The following is a 19,927-nucleotide window of genomic DNA, read 5'->3' as shown; positions in this document are numbered from 1 at the left end:
GCGATGACCCGCGTTGCGATCTGTTTCGTCTGTCTCGGCAATATCTGCCGTTCGCCCACCGCGGAAGGCGTGATGCGCCACCAGGTGGACGCGGCCGGGCTGGCCGAGCACATCGCGATCGATTCGGCCGGCACCGGCGACTGGCACGTCGGCGAACCGCCCGACACGCGCGCGCAGGCGGCGGCTCGTATCCGCGGCTACGACCTGTCGGCGCTGCGCGCGCGGCAGGTGAGCGCGGCGGATTTCGAGCGGTTCGACCTGCTGCTGGCGATGGACGAAGCCAATCTCGCGGAATTGCGCCGGCGCTGTCCGCCCGAGCATCGCGACAAGGTGCGCCTCCTGATGGAATTCGCGGCGGGCGCGGCCGAGACCGAAGTGGCCGATCCTTATTTCGGCGGCGCGCAGGGTTTCGACCAGGTGCTCGATCAAGTCGAGCGCGCGTGCGCGGGCCTGCTGGACACCCTCCGGAGCCGTACCGGACGCTGATCGCGGCCGGGTATTCAGCGTGCTGCGAATACCCTGTCGCAGACATGGATACTTGACTAAAATCGTCAAATATTTATACTTGACCAAAATCGTCAAGATTGCAGTCCCCTAGACACCATGAGACTCACCACCAAAGGCCGTTTCGCCGTCACGGCGATGATTGACTTGGCACTGCGCCAGGAGCAGGGCCCGGTGACGCTTGCAGGCATCAGCCAGCGCCAGCGGATTTCGCTCTCGTATCTCGAACAGCTGTTCGGGAAGCTGCGCAGGCATGAAATCGTCGAATCCGTGCGCGGCCCGGGCGGCGGCTACAACCTCGCGCGCCGCGCGCAGGACGTCACCGTCGCCGACATCATCATCGCGGTCGATGAACCGCTCGACGCCACGCAGTGCGGCGGCAAAGGCACGTGCGACGGCTCGAAGCAGCCCGACGGCCATTGCATGACGCACGAGCTGTGGTCGACCCTGAACCAGAAAATGGTCGAATACCTCGATTCGGTGTCGCTGCAGGATCTCGTCGATCAGCAGCGCGCACGCGAGGGCGCCCCCGCGGTGCTGCGCGACCGGCGCACGCCGGAGCCCGTCGCGGCGCCGGCCGAACCGGTGCGCACGATGCCGCTCGGTCCCAATTCGGTGTTCAACATCGCGAGTTCGTGAGCGCCTACGCGCCGCACACCCCCGCACACCCTATAACGCACATAGTCCCTGCACAGAATACCCGGAGCGACAGATGACCCAAGAGACTCTCCACCTGCCCATCTACATGGATTACAGCGCGACGACGCCGGTCGACCCGCGCGTGGTCGACAAGATGGTGCCGTACCTGCGCGAGCAGTTCGGCAACCCGGCATCGCGCAGCCACGCATACGGCTGGGATGCGGAGCGCGCGGTCGAGGAAGCGCGCGAGCAGGTGGCCGCGCTGGTGAACGCGGATCCGCGCGAGATCATCTGGACGTCCGGCGCCACGGAGTCGGACAACCTCGCGATCAAGGGTGCCGCGAACTTCTACAAGGGCAAGGGCAAGCACATCATCACGGTGAAGACCGAGCACAAGGCCGTGCTCGATACCTGCCGCGAGCTTGAGCGCGACGGCTTCGAAGTCACCTATCTCGACGTGAAGGAAGACGGCCTGATCGACCTCGACGTGTTCAAGGCCGCGCTGCGCCCGGACACGATCCTCGTGTCGGTGATGCACGTGAACAACGAGATCGGCGTGATCCAGGATATCGAGACGATCGGCGAGATCTGCCGCGAGAAGGGCATCGTGTTCCACGTCGACGCCGCGCAGTCGACCGGCAAGGTCGAGATCGACCTCGCGAAGCTGAAGGTCGACCTGATGTCGTTCTCGGCACACAAGACCTACGGCCCGAAGGGCATCGGCGCGCTGTACGTGCGCCGCAAGCCGCGCGTGCGCATCGAAGCGCAGATGCACGGCGGCGGTCACGAGCGCGGGATGCGTTCGGGCACGCTGGCGACGCACCAGATCGTCGGCATGGGCGAAGCGTTCCGCATCGCGCGCGAAGAAATGGCGACCGAGAACGAGCGCGTGCGCATGCTGCGCGACAAGCTGCTGCGCGGCCTGTCGCAGATCGAGGAAACCTACGTGAACGGCGACATGGAGCATCGTGTCCCGCACAACCTGAACATCAGTTTCAACTTCGTCGAAGGCGAGTCGCTGATCATGGCGATCAAGGATGTCGCGGTGTCGTCGGGTTCGGCCTGCACGTCGGCGTCGCTGGAGCCTTCGTACGTGCTGCGCGCGCTCGGCCGCAACGACGAACTCGCGCACAGCTCGATCCGCTTCACGGTCGGCCGTTTCACGACGGAGCAGGACGTCGACTTCGTGATCAACCTGCTGAACAGCAAGATCGCGAAGCTGCGCGAACTGTCGCCGCTCTGGGAAATGCACCAGGAAGGCATCGATCTGTCGACGATCGAATGGGCTGCGCACTGAACATCGCATTGAGTACATTCGCGGGCGAATTTGCGCACGCAGACGTAACGAGTCAAGGAGTCTGAGTCATGTCATACAGCAACAAGGTTCTGGATCACTACGAAAACCCGCGTAACGTCGGTTCGTTCGCGAAGGACGACGACGCGGTCGGTACGGGCATGGTCGGCGCGCCGGCCTGCGGCGACGTGATGAAGCTGCAGATCCGCGTCAGCGCGGACGGCGTGATCGAAGACGCGAAGTTCAAGACGTACGGCTGCGGTTCGGCCATCGCGTCGAGCTCGCTCGTGACCGAATGGGTGAAGGGCAAGACGCTCGACGAGGCGCTGTCGATCAAGAACACGCAGATCGCCGAAGAACTTGCACTGCCGCCGGTGAAGATTCACTGCTCGATTCTCGCGGAAGACGCGATCAAGGCAGCCGTGGCCGACTACAAGAAGCGCCACGACACCACGGAAGGCGATCAGGCAGCAGCCTGAGCGGCATCGAGCGGCTTGTGAAGGATCGCGGCGCGCCCCAGGTGTGCCGCGGCAAGGACATCATGGCAATTACACTGACCGAAAAAGCAGCACAGCACGTCCAGAAATACCTCGTCCGTCGCGGCAAGGGTGTGGGCCTGCGGCTTGGCGTTCGCACGACCGGGTGCTCGGGGCTCGCGTACAAGCTCGAGTATGTCGACGAGCTCGCTCCCGAGGATCAGGTATTCGAGAGCCATGGCGTGAAGGTCATCGTCGACCCGAAGAGCCTCGCGTACATCGACGGCACCCAACTCGACTTCGCGCGCGAGGGCCTGAACGAAGGGTTCAAGTTCAACAACCCGAACGTGAAGGACGAGTGCGGCTGCGGGGAATCGTTCCGCGTCTGACGCGCGGTCTTTCCGCGCGATGCGGGCAAGAGGCGGCACGGGCCGCCTTTTTAATGTGCGGCGTTTGCCGCGCGACGAACCGGAATTGAACGCGACGATGGTTTCGCTGAAAGACAGCCACTTCGATCTGTTTCACCTGCCGGCGCAATTCGCGCTCGATCAGGCGGCGCTCGACAGCGCGTATCGCACGGTGCAGACGCAGGTGCACCCGGACCGCTTCGCGGCGGCCGGCGATGCGCAAAAACGCATCGCGATGCAATGGGCGACGCGCGCGAACGAGGCCTACCGCACGCTGCGCGATCCGCTGAAGCGTGCGACCTATCTGCTGTCGCTGCGCGGCGTCGACATCGGTGCCGAAAACAACACCGCGATGGAGCCCGCGTTCCTGATGCAGCAGATGGAGTGGCGCGAAGGCATCGAGGATGCCGCGGCCGCCCGCAACGTCGACGCGCTCGATGCGCTGCTCGCCGAACTGCGCGACGAGAAGCGCGTGCGCCTGGAGCGCCTCGGCACGCTGCTCGACAGCGCGGCCGACCAGGCCGCCGCCGAGGCCGTGCGCCAGCTGATGTTCATCGAACGCGTCGCGTCGGAAGTGGGCGCGCAGATCGAGCGCCTCGAAACTTAACCGCGTGCCTCGCGGCACGCGCAGCAAACGGGCCGAGCGCCCGAACGAACCAAGATGGCATTACTGCAAATTTCCGAACCGGGCATGGCGCCGGCGCCGCACCAGCGGCGACTCGCTGTCGGGATCGATCTCGGCACGACGAACTCGCTCGTCGCGGCCGTGCGCAACAGCGTGCCCGAAGTGCTGCCGGACGAGGCGGGCCGCGCGCTGCTGCCGTCGGTGGTCCGTTATCTGGAGAAGGGCGGCCGCCGCATCGGCCACGAAGCGAAGGAGCAGGCCGCGACCGATCCGCGCAACACGATCGTGTCGGTCAAGCGCTTCATGGGTCGCGGCAAGGCCGAGGTCGAAGGCGCGGCGAACGCACCTTACGAATTCATCGATGCGCCGGGCATGGTGCAGATCCGCACGATCGACGGCGTGAAGAGCCCGGTCGAAGTGTCGGCCGAGATTCTCGCGACGCTGCGTTACCGCGCGGAAGACACGCTTGGCGACGAGCTGGTCGGCGCGGTGATCACGGTGCCCGCGTATTTCGACGAGGCGCAACGTCAGGCGACGAAGGACGCCGCGCGTCTCGCGGGCCTCAACGTGCTGCGCCTGCTGAACGAACCGACCGCGGCCGCGATCGCCTATGGGCTCGACAACGCGGCCGAAGGCCTCTACGCGGTGTACGACCTCGGCGGCGGCACGTTCGACCTGTCGATCCTGAAGCTGACGAAGGGCGTGTTCGAAGTGCTGGCCGCGGGCGGCGATTCCGCACTCGGCGGCGACGATTTCGATCACCTGCTGTTCGGTCACGTGCTCGCACAGGCCGGCATCGACGCGAAGGCGCTCGCGCCCGAGGACGTGCGCCTGCTGCTCGATCGCGTGCGCGTGCTGAAGGAAGCGCTGTCGTCGGCGCCGCAGGCGTCGCTCGATGTGACGCTGTCGAACGGCACGCGGCTCGTGCAGACGATCTCGCACGACACGTTCGCGTCGCTCGTCGAGCCGCTCGTGCAGCGTACGCTGACGCCCACCCGCAAGGCATTGCGCGACGCGCAGGTGACGCCGGCCGACATCAAGGGTGTCGTGCTGGTCGGCGGCGCGACGCGCATGCCGGTGATCCGCGATGCGGTCGCGAAGTATTTCGGCCAGCCGCCGCTCGTCAATCTCGATCCGGACCAGGTCGTCGCGCTCGGCGCTGCGATCCAGGCCGACCTGCTCGCCGGCAATCGCGGCGGCGGCGACGACTGGCTGCTGCTCGACGTGATTCCGCTGTCGCTCGGGGTCGAGACGATGGGTGGTCTCGTCGAGAAGATCATTCCGCGCAATTCGACGATTCCGATCGCGCGTGCGCAGGAGTTCACGACCTTCAAGGACGGTCAGACCGCGATGGCGATCCACGTCGTGCAGGGCGAGCGCGAGCTCGTCGCCGACTGCCGGTCGCTCGCACGCTTCGAGCTGCGCGGCATCCCGCCGATGACGGCCGGTGCGGCGCGCATCCGCGTGACCTATCAGGTCGATGCGGATGGGTTGCTGTCGGTGTTCGCACGTGAGCAGCATTCGGGCGTCGAGGCATCGGTCGTCGTGAAGCCGTCGTACGGCCTCGCCGACGACGACATCGCGAAGATGCTCGAGGACAGCTTCAAGACCGCCGAGATCGACATGCGCGCACGCGCGCTGCGCGAAGCTCAGGTCGAAGCCCAGCGGATGATCGAGGCGACGCAGGCGGCACTTGCAGCCGACGGCGAATTGCTCGACGACGCCGAACGCACGCAGGTCGACGCGCTCGTCGCGGCGCTGCGCACGATCGCTCAGGGCGACGACGCGGACGCGATCGAAACCGCGACCAAGGCATTGGCCGACGGCACCGACGAATTCGCGGCGCGCCGGATGGACAAGAGCATCAAGCGCGCACTGTCGGGCCGACGGCTCGACGAGATCTGAACGAACGACCTGCGCGCGGGCCGGCGACGGCCCGTGCGTTATTGAACCGTGCGGCGCCAGCCGCCGCACCCTGACTGACGGAACGGACATGCCTCAACTGGTAGTGCTGCCTCACGTCGAACTGTGTCCGGACGGCGCAGTAATCGACGCGACGCCCGGCAAGAGTATTTGCGACAACCTGCTCGACCACGGGATCGAGATCGAGCATGCATGCGAGAAGTCGTGCGCATGCACGACCTGCCACGTGGTGATCCGCGAGGGCTTCAACGATCTCGAGCCGTCCGAAGAGGACGAAGACGACCTGCTCGACAAGGCGTGGGGCCTCGAGCCGACGTCGCGCCTGTCGTGCCAGGCGATCGTGCAGGAAGATTCGGACCTGGTGGTCGAGATCCCGAAGTACTCGATCAACCACGCGAAGGAAAATCACTGACGGTTCGGCGGGGCGGGCGGCGCGCATCATGTGCGTTCCGCCTAGCGAACTCGCTACGTACACGGGAGAGCAGGCCATGAAATGGACCGATTCGCGCGAAATCGCCATCGCGCTGGCAGACAAGCATCCGGACGTCGATCCGCAGCGGATCAATTTCGTCGACCTGCGCCAATGGGTCATCGAGCTCGATGGCTTCTCCGACGATCCCAGCCATTCGGGCGAGAAAATCCTCGAAGCGATCCAGGCTCACTGGATCGACGAATCCGACTTCGACGACGAAGACTGAGGTTCGCGCCCGGCGCCCGGTATTCGCCCGACGCCGCTCCCGCAAAAAGAAAAGGCTCGTGATGCTGTCACGAGCCTTTTTCATTTCCGGCGCGGCACAACGGCCGCGCGGCGATTCGTCATGCGTTACGCATTACGCGCCGACCAGCGTGCCGTTCTCGATCCGCACGCGCTGACCCTGGCCGAACGGCGGCGGGCTGTGGTACGTGAACGTACGCGTCGCGCCGCTTTCCATCTGGACCTGCACCTGGTAGTCGGTTTCCGCGCGCACCTGCTTCTCGACCTGGTTGCCGGCAAGACCGCCGCCGAGCGCGCCGATGATGGTCATCGCGGTGCGGCCATTGCCGTGACCGAACTGGTTGCCGAGCAGGCCGCCGGCTGCTGCGCCGCCGACCGCGCCGATCCCCGAGCTCTGGCCCGGCGTGCGCGATTGCGTGATCGAGACGATCGTGCCGCAGCTCTGGCAATAGGCCGCTTGAGCGGGCGCGGACTGCTGTTGCGCATATTGCGGCGGTTGCGGTGCCGGCGTATGGCGGCGGTGCGTGGCTGCCGGGCGCGGCGCGGGCTTCGGTTCGGCTTGTGCCGCCGCGGCCTTCTCGGCCGCCGCCTTTTGCTCAGCCTTCTGCTGCGCGGCCTGTTCGGCTGCCTGCTGCTGCGCTTGCGCGGCCAGCGCGGCACTGGCTGCCGCGGCCGTATCGACGGCCGGCTGCGACGCGATCAGCGCGGCCTGGGTCTGGCCGTTCTGCGCGTTGTTGCTGCTGGCCTTCGGGAAGATGCCCGTGATCGCCGCGGTGGCGGCGAGGCTGGCGACGATGACGGCGCCTGCCGCGGTCGCGATCAGCGGGTGGAGGCGTTGTTTTTGCGGCGTGGTCTGATTCTGGTTGTCCATGTTTTTCTCCGGTGTCGATCCGGCTCCGCACATTGGCGCTGGCCGGATCCCACGCTTCGGGAGCGAGCAGACTTGGCGTTCCGGCGCCGCGTTCTGGTCCCCTGGTCATGCGTGGTGACGCAACAGGAGTGTCGTCTACCGGCGAGCGGCGCACCGTATCAAGGTGTAACGAATTGCAGCGGGGGACCGGCGCGCGTAACCGGGAAAACCCGGAGAAGGCCGTGGCGGCGAGGGGATAAAACGGGGGAGGATCGAAAGGCGGCGGACGCCAGCAGGCGGGATTTACGCGTGGTTACAAACCGCACGCGTGCGCGCCGCGGGGCGCGGCGCACACGCAGGCACGTCAGTCTTCGCGGCGCAGGTGCGGGAACAGCAGCACGTCGCGGATCGTCGGGCTGTCGGTCAGCAGCATCACGAGACGGTCGATGCCGATCCCGCAGCCACCCGTCGGCGGCATCCCGTGTTCGAGCGCGCGGATGTAGTCGGCGTCGAAGAACATCGCTTCCTCGTCGCCGGCATCCTTCTGCTCGACCTGCTTCTTGAAGCGCGCGGCCTGGTCTTCCGGATCGTTCAGCTCCGAGAAGCCGTTCGCGATCTCGCGGCCCGTCATGAACAGCTCGAAACGCTCGGTGATGCCCGGCGTCGTGTCCGACGCGCGTGCGAGCGGCGACACTTCGACCGGGTAGTCGATGATGTAGGTCGGCTCCCACAGCTGCGATTCGGCGGTTTCCTCGAACAGTGCGAGCTGCAGCGCGCCGATGCCGGCGTTCAGGAAGGCCGGCTGCGACACGTCGACGCCGAAGCGCTTCAGTTCGGTACGCAGGAACGCGTCGTCCGACAGCTGGCCGTCGGTGTACTGCGGCGCGTACTTCTGGATCGCCTGCGTGATCGTCAGGCGGTGGAACGGCTTCGCGAGGTCGAGTTCGCGGCCCTGGTACTGGATCGTCGCGGTGCCGAGCGCATCGATCGCCGCCTGGCGGATCAGCTGCTCGGTGAAGTCCATCAGCCAGCGGTAATCGGTGTACGCGGCGTAGAACTCCATCATCGTGAATTCCGGGTTGTGGCGCGGCGACACGCCTTCATTCCGGAAGTTGCGGTTGATTTCGAACACGCGCTCGAAGCCGCCGACGATCAGGCGCTTCAGGTACAGCTCCGGCGCGATGCGCAGGAACATCTGCATGTCGAGCGCGTTGTGATGCGTGACGAACGGCTTGGCCGCGGCGCCGCCCGGGATCGGGTGCAGCATCGGCGTTTCGACTTCCATGAAGTCGGCGTTGTCCATGAACTTGCGGATCGACGCGATGGTGCGGGTGCGCGCGCGGAACGTGTCGCGCGTTTCCGGCGTGACGATCAGGTCGACGTAGCGCTGGCGATAGCGCATTTCCTGGTCGGCGAGGCCGTGGAACTTGTCCGGCAGCGGGCGCAGCGCCTTCGACAGCAGGCGCAGCTCCTTGCACTGGACCGACAGCTCGCCCTTGTTGGTGCGGAACAGCACGCCGCGGGCGGCGACGATGTCGCCGAGGTCCCACTTCTTGAATGCGTCGTAGGTTTCCGCGCCGACGTCGTTCGGCGTCACGAAGAACTGGATCTGGCCCGAACCGTCCTGCACCGTCGCGAAGCTCGCCTTGCCCATCACGCGCTTGAGCATCATGCGGCCGGCGACCGACACCTCGACCGGGTTCGCTTCGAGCGCGGCCTTGTCCGAGTCGGCGAAGGTTGCCTGGAGATCGGCGGCGTGATGCGTCGGCCGGAAATCGTTCGGATAGGCGACGCCTTGCTCGCGCAAGGCGCGCAGCTTCTCGCGGCGCTCGGCGATGATCTGGTTTTCGTCCGCCGCGACGGCGGGCTGCGTTTGGGTCGGTTCGGTCATGATGGTCGGAATTCGGAATGGGTGCGGCAACGCAACGGGAAGGGCGGCGCGACCGGAGAGGCCGCGCCGCGGCGCTTACACGCCCTGTTTGAGGCTCGCGCTGATGAAGTCGTCGAGATCGCCGTCGAGCACGGCTCGCGTGTTGCTCATTTCGACGTTCGTGCGCAGGTCCTTCACGCGGCTCTGGTCGAGCACGTACGAACGGATCTGGTGGCCCCAGCCCACATCGGTCTTGCTCGATTCGAGCTTGTCCTGCTCGGCCTGGCGCTTACGCATCTCGGCTTCGTACAGGCGCGACTTCAGCATCGCCATCGCTTCGGCACGGTTGCGGTGCTGCGAGCGGTCGTTCTGGCACTGCACGACGATGCCGGTCGGCATGTGCGTGATCCGCACGGCCGAGTCGGTCTTGTTGATGTGCTGGCCGCCCGCGCCCGACGCGCGGTACGTGTCGATGCGCAGGTCGGCCGGATTGACCTCGACTTCGATCGAGTCGTCGATTTCCGGATACACGAACACCGACGAGAACGACGTGTGGCGGCCGCCGGACGAGTCGAACGGCGACTTGCGCACGAGGCGGTGGATGCCCGTTTCGGTGCGCAGGAAGCCGTATGCGTATTCGCCCGTGACCTTGACCGTCGCGTTCTTGATGCCGGCGACGTCGCCGTCCGACTCTTCGAGCACTTCGGCCTTGAAGCCCTTGCGCTCGCAGTAGCGCAGGTATTGGCGCAGCAGCATCGACGCCCAGTCGCACGCCTCGGTGCCGCCGGCGCCGGCCTGGATGTCGATGAAGCAGTTGTTCGGGTCGGCCGGGTTCGAGAACATCCGGCGGAATTCGATGTCGCCGACGCGCGCTTCGAGCTTCTTCGCGTCGTCTTCGGATGCGACGAGGGTGTCTTCGTCGCCTTCCTCGCGTGCGAGCTCGAACAGGTCGAGCGCATCGCGCAGGTCGCTATCGAGCGCGGTGAGCGTCGTGACGACACCTTCGAGCAGCTTCTTCTCGCGGCCGAGTGCCTGGGCGTTCTTCGAATCGTTCCAGACGTTCGGGTCTTCGAGTTCCTTGTTGACTTCGGTCAGACGCGCAGATTTGGCGTCGTAGTCAAAGATACCCCCGAAGCTCGCCCGCGCGGGTGCGCAGGTCGAGCAGGGAGCTTTCGATCGCGTTGAGACGTTCCGCTTCCATGATCGTTCGCTGTTCTTGCTTCGTAAAAAAGCGGAATTATAGCCGATCGGCGGGGTTTCCCGGTGACGCGGAGTGTGCTTGCATGCGCGCCGTGGCCCGTTCGGCGCGGCGCGCATGCGGCCCGCGAGCGCGCGGGCCGGGTGGCCGGTGCTCAGCCGGCCGCGTGCTCGACGATCAGCTGGACGCGCGTCACGCCGTTCCACGTGTCGGCGACGAGGCGATACGCGATCAGCGCGCTCGCCGGCAGCGGCTCGGTGTGGTTGAACCAGATCGCGTTGAAGCGCTGGCGGCCGCGCGCCAGCTGCAGCTTCAGGTGCTTTTCCTTCACGAGCGACTGCGACACGACGTCGAACTCGCCGGAGAAAAGCGGGGCCGGAAAGCCCTGGCCCCAGACGGCTTCGTCGAGCAGCCCGACGAACTGCGGCGTGAAATACGCGTCTTCCAGTTCGCCGTCGGTCTCGATCACGCGCGCGAGCGCGTCGTCGGACAGCCACTCGCGCGCCACCGCCTCGAACGCGGCCGCGAAGCGCGGCACGTCGTCGGTGCCGAGCGTGAGGCCGGCCGCCATCGCGTGGCCGCCGAACGCGACGATCAGGTCGGGTTCGCGCTTCGACACCAGGTCGAGCGCGTCGCGCAGGTGGAAGCCGGGAATCGAGCGGCCCGACCCCTTGACCCGCGTGCCGGCTTCGTCCGCATGCGCGAACGTGAACGACGGGCGGTGGAATTTCTCCTTGAGCCGCCCGGCGACGATCCCGATCACGCCCTGGTGCCATTCGGGATTGAACAGCGTGATCGTGCACGCGTCGGCCGGATCGACGTCGGCGAGGTCGGCGAGCGCCTGTTGCTGCATGCCGGCCTCGATCTCGCGGCGCTCGCGGTTCATCACGTCGAGTTGCTGCGCGAGGTCCCACGCGCGGCCGATGTCGTCGGTGATCAGGCATTCGATGCCGAGCGACATGTCCGAGAGCCGCCCGGCGGCATTCAGGCGCGGGCCGAGGCCGAAGCCGAGGTCGAAGCCTGAGGCGGTGCGCGCCTCGCGGCCGGCGGCGCGGAACAGCGCGGCGATGCCCGGCTGCATGCGGCCGTTGCGGATGCGCTGCAGCCCCTGCGCGACGAGCACGCGGTTGTTGCCGTCGAGCCGCACCACGTCGGCGACGGTGCCGAGCGCGACGAGGTCGAGCAGGCCGTCGAGGCGCGGCTCGGCTTCCTTGCTCGCGAACGCGCCGCGGCGGCGCAGCTCGGCGCGCAGCGCGAGCAGCACGTAGAACATCACGCCGACACCGGCGATGTGCTTGCTCGGGAACGCGCAGCCGGGCTGGTTCGGGTTGACGATCGCGCGCGCGGCGGGCAGCGCGTCGCCGGGCAGGTGGTGGTCGGTCACGAGCACGTCGATGCCGCGTGCATTTGCCGCTTCGACGCCTGCGACGCTCGCGATCCCGTTGTCGACGGTGATCAGCAGGTCGGGCTTGCGTGCGGCCGCGAGTTCGACGATCTCGGGCGTGAGCCCGTAGCCGTATTCGAAGCGGTTCGGCACCAGGTAGTCGATCTGCGCGCCGAACATTCGCAGGCCGCGCACCGCGACCGCACAGGCGGTCGCGCCGTCGCAATCGTAGTCGGCGACGACCAGCAGGCGCCGCTTGTCGGCGATCGCGTCGGCGAGCAGCGCCGCGGCGTCCGCGCAGCCTTTCAGTTCGGTGGGCGGCACGAGGCGCGCGAGCGCGGTCTCGATGTCGGTCGGGGACTGCACGCCGCGCGACGCATACAGCCGCGCGAGGACAGGGTGCAGGCCGTGGCGCGCGAGCGCTTCTGCGTCGGCGGGCGCGACGGGGCGGGTAACGATCCGGGTCATACGAGTGGGGTCATTCGAACAGGGACGCCAGCGCGCGGCGGCGCCAGAACTTGCGCAGGTCGCCGCGCGTCGCGTGCAGCGTCACGGAGCTGGTGTCGCCGCACAGCGTGAAATCGACGCTGGCCAGCTCGCCGTTCCGCAGCGCGGCGAGGGTCGGCGCGAACCAGTCGCGCTCGAGCGTGGCGAGCGCGTCGTGCCAGCGTGCCCAGTCCTGTTCGATGAACGGGGCGGACAGCGCCGGCAGCTCGACGAGTGTCGCGCCGGCGGCGGCGGGCAGCGCACCGAAGGCGGCCGGCGCGGCACCGGCCTCGGCCTGTGCCGCGCGCGCGAGGCCGAGCGCCGCGGGGGAGGCGGACAGTACGCGCTCGAACGGCTTGCCGACCGGCTTCAGCGTGCCTTGCGCGTGGAACCAGATCGAATTGACGGCGGGCAACCCGCGCGCTTCGCGCGCTTCGTTGACCGGGTGCTGGAACCACGCCATCTGCACTTCGTTCTGCAGCTTCATCCACATCCGCGAACGTTCGCCGGTGTGCGCCTCGTGCGGCAGCCAGATTTCGATGTTGCGGCCGCTCGCGCGCAGCGGCGCGGCGCCGGCGAGGCGGGCGAGCTGTTCGCTGGACAAGTACCAGCGGGTCGGCCGCGGCGCTTCCAGCCGCACGCCGAGCTCCTCGATCAGCGGGCGCGCGACCGCCAGCAGCGCGGCCGCGTCGCCGTCGTCGAGCGCGAGGCTGGCCGGGTCGACGAGCACGAGGTGATCGTGCGCGATCTGGACGTGCACCGGCTCGACGCACGCCCAGGCCTGCGTGCCCGGGTCGCCGCCGTCCGCCAGCAACATGTAGGGCGCGAGCGGCGCCTCGTCGGCGGCGTTGCCCCGGCTCGCGCCGAACTGGCGGGCCAGCCAGCGCTCGTGCGGCAGCGTGCGCTGGAAGTCCTCGCCGGCCACGCGCTCGACGAGGCTCGCGCGGGCCAGCAACTTTTCGAGCGCGGGGCTGTCCAGCGTGTGCAGGGACGAGGCCGCATCGGCTGCGGACGGCAGCGCGAACGGAACGAGGAAATGGAGGCGTCGGTCGTGCATGATGGTGCGCATTGTATGGCAAACTGCGCGCGTGATCGGGCCGGCGGACGGCCCGATTGCGTCCGGCGACCGTTTTTCGACCGCGCCCGGGCGGCCGGCCTCCGCCGGATGGCGCTCCCGGGCGCGGGCCGTCATCCCCGCCGTAACCAGCAGAAAGGATTCGCTTGAAACTTCCGTACGAATGGCAGATCGGCTGGCGCTACACGCGCGCCGGCAAACGCACGACCGGCAACGGCTTCATTTCCTTCATCGCGCTCGTGTCGATGCTCGGCATCGCGCTCGGCGTCGCGGCGCTGATCGTCGTGCTGTCCGTGATGAACGGCTTCCAGAAGGAAGTGCGCGACCGCATGCTGTCGGTGCTCGCGCACGTCGAGGTGTTCTCGCCGACCGGCTCGATGCCCAACTGGCAACTGACCGCGCAAGAGGCGCGCCGCAATCCGTCGGTGACGGGCGCGGCGCCTTACGTCGACGCGCAGGCGCTGCTCACGCGCCAGGACGCGGTGAGCGGCGTGATGCTGCGCGGCATCGAGCCGTCGCTCGAACCGCAGGTGTCGGACATCGGCAAGGACATGAAGGCGGGCCAGCTGACCGCGCTCGTGCCCGGCCAGTTCGGCATCGTGCTCGGCGATGCGCTCGCCGGCAACCTCGGCGTGACGGTCGGCGACAAGATCACGCTGGTCGCGCCCGAAGGCACGATCACGCCGGCCGGGATGATGCCGCGGCTCAAGCAGTTCACGGTCGTCGGCGTGTTCGAATCGGGCCACTACGAATACGACAGCACGCTCGCGATGGTCAACATCCGCGACGCGGAGGCGCTATTCCGGATGTCCGCGCCGACCGGCGTGCGGCTGCGGCTCACCGACATGCAGAAGGCGCCGCAGGTCGCGGTCGAGCTGTCGCACACGCTGTCGGGCAGCCTGTATATCCGCGACTGGACCCAGCAGAACAAGACCTGGTTCTCGGCCGTGCAGATCGAGAAGCGGATGATGTTCATCATCCTCACGCTGATCATCGCGGTCGCGGCGTTCAACCTCGTGTCGTCGCTCGTGATGACGGTGACCAACAAGCAGGCCGACATCGCGATCCTGCGCACGCTCGGCGCGCAGCCGGGGTCGATCATGAAGATCTTCGTCGTGCAGGGCGTGACGATCGGCTTCGTCGGCACCGCGTCGGGCGTCGCGCTCGGGTGCCTGATCGCGTGGAGCATTCCGTGGCTGATCCCGATGATCGAGCATCTGTTCGGCGTGCAGTTCCTGCCGCCGTCGGTGTACTTCATCAGCGAGCTGCCGTCCGAGCTCGTCGCGGGCGACGTGATCAAGATCGGCCTGATCGCGTTCGTGCTGTCGGCCGTCGCGACGCTCTATCCGAGCTGGCGCGGCGCGAATGTGAAGCCGGCGGAGGCGCTGCGCTATGAATGATCGCGCGACCGCATTCGCGGATTCACGACAACCCATCAGACAGGATTCGGCAGGTATGCAGGAATACGTGCTTCAGGCGCGCGGGATCACGAAGGCGTTCGTGCAGGGCGGCTTCAATGTGCAGGTGCTCAACGACACCGAGCTGACGGTGCGGCGCGGCGAGAAGCTCGCGGTCGTCGGCGCGTCGGGCTCCGGCAAGAGCACGCTGCTGCACGTGCTGGGCGGCCTCGACGAACCGAGCGCGGGCGAAGTGTCGCTGCTCGGCAAGCCGTTTACGCAGCTCGCCGAGCGCGAGCGCAACGAGTTGCGCAACCGCGCGCTCGGGTTCGTCTATCAGTTCCATCACCTGCTGCCGGAATTCACCGCGCTCGACAACGTCGCGATGCCGCTGCGCATTCGCCGGATGACGACCGAGGATGCGCGCGAGCAGGCACAGGCGATGCTCGAGCGGGTCGGGCTCGGCCCGCGTGCGAAGCATCGGCCGGGCGAACTGTCGGGTGGCGAACGGCAGCGCGTCGCGATCGCGCGCGCGCTGGTGACGAAGCCGGCCTGCGTGCTCGCCGACGAGCCGACTGGCAACCTCGACGGCACGACGGCCGATACGGTGTTCAACCTGATGCTCGAATTGTCCGAGACGCTCGAAACGAGTTTCGTGATCGTCACGCACGACCCCGAGCTCGCCGCGCGCTGCGACCGCATCATGCGCCTGCGCGACGGCGTGCTGCACGAGGAGCCGGCGCTGCCGGTGTGAACGAGCGCTCCCGCTGCGCTGCCGGGTGAGCCCGGCGGCGCGGCGAGGGCGCAGGAAAACCGCCATGTGGATCGATACGCACTGCCATCTCGACGCCGGCGAATTCGACGCCGACCGCGACGCGGTCGCCGAGGCGGCGCGCGCGGCCGGCGTGTCGCGCATCGTGATTCCGAGCGTCGGGCGCGACAATTTCACGACGGTGCGCGAACTCGCGCAGCGCACGCCGGGCGCGGTCTATGCGCTCGGCATCCATCCGATCTTTACACCGCACGCGCACGACGCGGATCTCGACCGGCTGCGCATGGAGATCGAGGCGAGCCTCGACGATCCGCGCTTCGTCGCGATCGGCGAGATCGGCCTCGACTACTTCGTGCCGGGGCTCGACGAAGAGCGGCAGCAATTCTTCTATCAGGGGCAATTGAAGCTAGCGCGCGAATTCGATCTGCCCGTCTTGTGCCACGTACGCAAGTCGCAGGACCGCGTGCTCGCCGGGTTGCGCCGCTTCGGCGTGCGGCGCGGCATCGCGCATGCGTTCAACGGCAGCTTCCAGCAGGCCGATGCGTATCTCGCGCAGGGGCTGCACCTCGGCTTCGGCGGCAACGTGACGTTCGGACGCGCGTTGCAGATCCGCCGGCTCGCCACGCAGTTGCCGCTCGACGCGATCGTCGTCGAGACAGATGCGCCCGACATCGCGCCCGAGTGGGCGTACAAGTCCCGCAACACGCCCGACCAGGTGCCGCGCATCGGTGCCGTGCTCGCCGAACTGCGCGGCGTCGACGCTCACTCTTTATGCCTATCCACAACGGCTAACGCGCTCGCCGCGCTGCCGCGCCTCGCACTTTCGTCCGCATAATCGTTGCCGGAAGGCGCCGCATCGATATCGGCGGCGCCGGGTCGACGAGGAGGCGCGATGCGGGTGGGGTGGATCGCGTTCGCGCTCGGCGTCGTCGTGCTGCAGCGGCAGGCGGCGTTGCCGGGCGCGAGCGGCTGGATAATCGGGGCGGCGGTGCTGGCCGGTTGCGGCGCGCTGCTCGCATGGTGTGCGCGGCGCCGTCGAACCCGTGAGATCGTCGCGCTCCGGTGGATGCTGTGCGCAAGCGCCGCCTGTGCGATCGGATTCGGCTATGCGGCCGCGCGCGCCGAATGGCGGCTGCGTGACAGCCTGCCCGTCGAATGGGAAGGGCGCGACATCGCCGTCACCGGTGTGATCTGCGGGTTGCCGGTGATCGACGACACCGGCGCGCGACTGCTGCTGGCCGTCGAATCGAACGACGCGGGCCTGGCCCGTTTCCCGCCGGTGATCAGATTGTCATGGCGCACGTACGGCGCGCCCGCCGCACGCGCTGCGATTCCCGATTTGCGCGCGGCGCAGCGCTGGCGTCTCGTCGTGCGGCTGAAGCGCCCGCACGCCGAGGCGAACCCCGGCGTGCGCGACAGCGAGGCGGCGTGGCTCGCCGCGGGCATTCGTGCGATCGGCTATGTCGTCGCGCCCGAGCGCGCGGAATTGCTCGACGCACGCGCAGCGGGATGGCGCGCATCGATCGATCGGCTGCGCGACGCGCTGCGCACGCGTATCGGCGACGGGCTCGGCGACGCGCGCCATCGCGGCATCGTCACCGCGCTCGCGGTCGGTGATCAATCCGGTATCGGCGACGACGACTGGCGCGTGCTGCGCAATACGGGCACGAGCCATCTGGTCGCGATTTCGGGGCTGCACGTCGGGCTCGTCGGCGCGATCGCGGGCGGGATCGTATCGATGGTCTGGCGGCGTCTGCGCTGGCGCGGACGTGCCGCGGCGCTCGTGATGCCGGCGCCCTACGTCGCTTCCCTGGCGGCGCTGACGGCCGCCGCCGGCTATGCGGCGCTTGCCGGCTTCAACGTGCCGGCGCAGCGCGCGTGGTGGATGATCGCGGCCGGCGCGGCCGCCTATCTGGCCGGCCGCAGCGTGCCGACTTCCGCGGTGTTGTGCGCGGCGCTCGGCGGCGTGCTGCTTGCCGATCCGTGGGCGGTGCTGTCGGCCGGGTTCTGGCTGTCGTTCGGCGCGGTCGCCGTGATCCTGATGGCGGTGGCGGGCTGGCGCGCGGTGCGTGAATTCGACGGCGGCGACGACAGTGCGCCCGACGGCGCCGCCGCGGTCGACCGCCGGCGCCGGCTGCGCGCAGGGTGCACGCGTGCCGGGCGCCGGATCGCGGAGGCGACGCGCGTGCAGTACGCGGTGACGCTCGGCCTCGCGCCGCTCACGGCCGCGTGGTTCGCGCAGATCTCGGTATCGGGCCCGCTCGGCAATGCGTTTGCGATTCCGTGGGTCAGTTCCGTCGTGACGCCGATCGTGCTCGCCGGTATCGGGTTGCCCGCGCCGTTGGACGCATATGCATTCCGGCTCGCGCATGCGGCGCTCGAACCGATGATGGCGTTGCTCCGGCACCTCGCCGACTGGCCGGCCGGCGTGTTCTGGCTGCCCATGCCGGACTGGCCGGTGCTGGTGCTGGCATGCGTGGGTGTCGGGTGGGCGTTGATGCCGCGCGGCTGGCCGTTGCGCTGGGCGGCGCCGCTCACATGGCTGCCACTGGTCGCACCGGCGCCCGATGCGCCGCCGCCGGGCGGCTTCCGGCTGACCGTGCTCGACGTCGGGCAGGGCGCGTCGGTGCTGGTCGAGACCGCGCGCCGGACCCTGCTGTTCGACGCGGGGCCGGGGGCGGAGTCGACCCATGCCGGCACGCGGATCGTTGCGCCGGCGTTGCGCGCACGCGGAATCCGGACCATCGATTCGCTCGTGCTCAGCCATGCGGATGCCGATCACGCGGGCGGCGCGGCGGCCGTCTATGCGGCGGCCGAGGTGCGCCAACTGCTCGCCGGCATTGCGCCGCGGCACCGGCTGTGGCGCGACGCGCAGGCGGCCGGCGTGGCCGATCGGCTGCCGTGCGCGGCCGGGCAGCGGTGGACCTGGGACGGTGTCGTCTTCACGATGCTGTGGCCGCCCGGCGTGGCGGGCGCCGGCCCGTCGAACGAGCAATCGTGTGTGTTGCGCATCGACGCGGGCGGCACGTCGGCACTGCTGACGGGCGACATCGAGGCGCGCGCCGAACGGCGATTGGTGGCCGACGCGCGCGACGCACTGGCCGCGCAGATCCTCGTCGTTCCGCATCACGGCAGCCGCACGTCGTCGGTCGAGCCTTTCCTCGATTCGGTCGAGCCGCGCGTCGCGGTATTTCCTGTAGGCTATCGCAATCGCTTCGGGCATCCGCACCGGACGGTCCTCGCGCGCTACGAGGCGCGCGGGATTCCGCTGCCGCGCACCGATCGCGACGGGGCCGTGCGGTTCGACGTCGCGCCGGCGGGCGGCGGGTTCGCGTTCGAGTGTTATCGAGATGCGCAGCGACGGTACTGGATGGACCGGTGACCGACACAGGAGACATTGGCGTTTGAAGGACATCATCCACTTCTCGCATGCGAACGGGTTTCCGGCGTCGACGTACCGGACGATCTTCGCCGAGCTGGCAGACGACTACGAGCTGCGCTACATCGAGCGCATCGGTCACGATCGCCGCTACCCGGTGACGCGCGACTGGCCGCATCTCGTCGAACAGCTGCTCGACGACATCGGCGGCCGCTACGAGCGCCCGGTCTGGCTCGTCGGCCATTCGCTCGGCGGCTACCTGTCGCTGATGGCCGCGCTGAAAAAGCCGCATTGGGTGCGCGGCGTGGTGATGATCGATTCGCCGATCATCGCGGGCTGGCGCGCCGGCGCGCTGCGTGCGAGCCAGTGGGCCGGGCTCGACGAGCGGCTGTCGCCGGCGGCCGCGACCCGCAACCGGCGCACGCGCTGGACGAGCCGCGACGAAGTCTGGCGCCACTTCCACGAGAAACCGGCGTTCGCCCGCTGGGACGAACGGATGCTGTCCGACTACATCGACTACGGCATTCCGCAGGCGGGCGCCGACGGCGAACGCGCGCTCGCGTTCGACCGGCAGGTCGAATACCTGATCTACCGGACCTTGCCGCATACGCTCGGCCCGCGGCTCGCGCACGGCGCGCCGGTGCCGCTTGGCTTTCTCGCCGGCACGCGCTCGCGCGAAGTGCGGCAGGTCGGGCTCGATGCGACGCGCCGCGCGGCGCGCGGGCGCATCGAATGGCTCGAAGGCAGCCACCTGTTCCCGATGGAGCGGCCGATCGAAACGGCCCGCGCATTGCAGCGGATGCTGAATTCGCTGAAGGCGGCGGAAGGCGGCGTGCCGCGCGACAGCGTGGCGCTCGCGAAACGCGCCTGACGCGGGGTCCGGCGCACGCGGTGCACATGCGCGGTGCACCGACCGGCCGGTCGGTTCGCGTC

Annotated in this window: 19 protein-coding genes; 14 read left to right on the top strand and 5 right to left on the bottom strand. The window is 68.2% G+C overall.

The genetic code is table 11. From position 1 onward, the window contains the following. The first annotated feature begins 3 nt into the window (after positions 1–3). The 9 genes from BAMB_RS10925 to iscX all read left to right on the top strand — a co-directional run bounded on the left by BAMB_RS10925 (position 4) and on the right by iscX (position 6,566). Positions 4–486 (top strand): low molecular weight protein-tyrosine-phosphatase, encoded by a 483-nt coding sequence (locus BAMB_RS10925; protein WP_011657380.1) that lies wholly within the window; start codon positions 4–6, stop codon positions 484–486. Between the two features lie 117 nt (positions 487–603). Next, entirely contained in the window at positions 604–1,143 is a 540-nt protein-coding gene (gene iscR / locus BAMB_RS10920) for a Fe-S cluster assembly transcriptional regulator IscR (protein ID WP_009691731.1), read from the top strand. Between the two features lie 73 nt (positions 1,144–1,216). Beyond that, positions 1,217–2,440: an IscS subfamily cysteine desulfurase gene (locus BAMB_RS10915; RefSeq protein ID WP_011657379.1), complete on the top strand. Its 1,224-nt coding sequence runs from the start codon at positions 1,217–1,219 to the stop codon at positions 2,438–2,440. A 68-nt stretch (positions 2,441–2,508) separates the two neighbouring features. Continuing rightward, positions 2,509–2,916 (top strand): Fe-S cluster assembly scaffold IscU, encoded by a 408-nt coding sequence (iscU, locus tag BAMB_RS10910; RefSeq protein ID WP_011657378.1) that lies wholly within the window; start codon positions 2,509–2,511, stop codon positions 2,914–2,916. 62 nt (positions 2,917–2,978) lie between these two features. Then, positions 2,979–3,302: an iron-sulfur cluster assembly protein IscA gene (iscA, locus tag BAMB_RS10905; RefSeq protein ID WP_006754132.1), complete on the top strand. Its 324-nt coding sequence runs from the start codon at positions 2,979–2,981 to the stop codon at positions 3,300–3,302. A gap of 97 nt (positions 3,303–3,399) precedes the next feature. Continuing rightward, complete coding sequence (gene hscB / locus BAMB_RS10900; RefSeq protein WP_041491378.1) at positions 3,400–3,927, top strand: Fe-S protein assembly co-chaperone HscB; 528 nt, start codon at positions 3,400–3,402, stop codon at positions 3,925–3,927. 54 nt (positions 3,928–3,981) lie between these two features. Continuing rightward, on the top strand, positions 3,982–5,850 hold the full coding sequence (hscA, locus tag BAMB_RS10895; RefSeq protein WP_011657375.1) for a Fe-S protein assembly chaperone HscA: 1,869 nt from the start codon (positions 3,982–3,984) through the stop codon (positions 5,848–5,850). 88 nt (positions 5,851–5,938) lie between these two features. Further along, positions 5,939–6,280, top strand: a complete 342-nt coding sequence (fdx, locus tag BAMB_RS10890) for an ISC system 2Fe-2S type ferredoxin (protein ID WP_011657374.1) — start codon at positions 5,939–5,941, stop codon at positions 6,278–6,280. 76 nt (positions 6,281–6,356) lie between these two features. Further along, positions 6,357–6,566, top strand: a complete 210-nt coding sequence (gene iscX / locus BAMB_RS10885; protein WP_006754136.1) for a Fe-S cluster assembly protein IscX — start codon at positions 6,357–6,359, stop codon at positions 6,564–6,566. 132 nt (positions 6,567–6,698) lie between these two features. Here the strand turns inward: iscX and BAMB_RS10880 are convergent, their stop codons facing one another. The 5 genes from BAMB_RS10880 to BAMB_RS10860 form a co-directional block, all read right to left on the bottom strand. After that, positions 6,699–7,454, bottom strand: a complete 756-nt coding sequence (locus tag BAMB_RS10880) for a glycine zipper 2TM domain-containing protein (protein WP_011657373.1) — start codon at positions 7,452–7,454, stop codon at positions 6,699–6,701. 343 nt (positions 7,455–7,797) lie between these two features. Then, complete coding sequence (gene lysS, locus BAMB_RS10875) at positions 7,798–9,324, bottom strand: lysine--tRNA ligase (protein ID WP_011657372.1); 1,527 nt, start codon at positions 9,322–9,324, stop codon at positions 7,798–7,800. 75 nt (positions 9,325–9,399) lie between these two features. Further along, a protein-coding gene (gene prfB / locus BAMB_RS33665; protein ID WP_098143590.1) for a peptide chain release factor 2 occupies positions 9,400–10,504 on the bottom strand; the annotation gives its coding sequence in 2 pieces (ribosomal slippage) (positions 9,400–10,422 and positions 10,424–10,504; 1,104 coding nt in all). Positions 10,505–10,655: 151 nt separating this feature from the next. Next, positions 10,656–12,353 carry a single-stranded-DNA-specific exonuclease RecJ gene (gene recJ / locus BAMB_RS10865; RefSeq protein WP_011657370.1) on the bottom strand — a complete coding sequence of 566 codons (1,698 nt, stop codon included), beginning with the start codon at positions 12,351–12,353 and terminating at the stop codon, positions 10,656–10,658. Between the two features lie 10 nt (positions 12,354–12,363). Further along, positions 12,364–13,440, bottom strand: a complete 1,077-nt coding sequence (locus BAMB_RS10860; protein WP_011657369.1) for a hypothetical protein — start codon at positions 13,438–13,440, stop codon at positions 12,364–12,366. Positions 13,441–13,592: 152 nt separating this feature from the next. Here BAMB_RS10860 and BAMB_RS10855 point away from each other — a divergent pair, with 152 nt between their 5' ends. The 5 genes from BAMB_RS10855 to BAMB_RS10835 all read left to right on the top strand — a co-directional run bounded on the left by BAMB_RS10855 (position 13,593) and on the right by BAMB_RS10835 (position 19,865). After that, positions 13,593–14,846 (top strand): lipoprotein-releasing ABC transporter permease subunit, encoded by a 1,254-nt coding sequence (locus tag BAMB_RS10855; protein WP_011657368.1) that lies wholly within the window; start codon positions 13,593–13,595, stop codon positions 14,844–14,846. Then, positions 14,839–15,597 (top strand): lipoprotein-releasing ABC transporter ATP-binding protein LolD, encoded by a 759-nt coding sequence (lolD, locus tag BAMB_RS10850; RefSeq protein ID WP_011657367.1) that lies wholly within the window; start codon positions 14,839–14,841, stop codon positions 15,595–15,597. The genes BAMB_RS10855 and lolD overlap by 8 nt, the downstream gene beginning before the upstream one ends. 64 nt (positions 15,598–15,661) lie before the next feature. Next, positions 15,662–16,450, top strand: coding sequence for a TatD family hydrolase (locus tag BAMB_RS10845; protein ID WP_011657366.1), 789 nt, complete (start codon positions 15,662–15,664; stop codon positions 16,448–16,450). Between the two features lie 57 nt (positions 16,451–16,507). Then, positions 16,508–18,997: a DNA internalization-related competence protein ComEC/Rec2 gene (locus BAMB_RS10840; protein ID WP_011657365.1), complete on the top strand. Its 2,490-nt coding sequence runs from the start codon at positions 16,508–16,510 to the stop codon at positions 18,995–18,997. A 22-nt stretch (positions 18,998–19,019) separates the two neighbouring features. Then, positions 19,020–19,865 carry an alpha/beta fold hydrolase gene (locus tag BAMB_RS10835; protein ID WP_011657364.1) on the top strand — a complete coding sequence of 282 codons (846 nt, stop codon included), beginning with the start codon at positions 19,020–19,022 and terminating at the stop codon, positions 19,863–19,865. Positions 19,866–19,927: the final 62 nt, after the last annotated feature.

This window comes from Burkholderia ambifaria AMMD (assembly GCF_000203915.1).
Lineage (GTDB): Bacteria > Pseudomonadota > Gammaproteobacteria > Burkholderiales > Burkholderiaceae > Burkholderia > Burkholderia ambifaria.
Note: the sequence above shows the minus strand (reverse complement) of the source record. Positions and strands in the feature narration are given on the sequence as shown.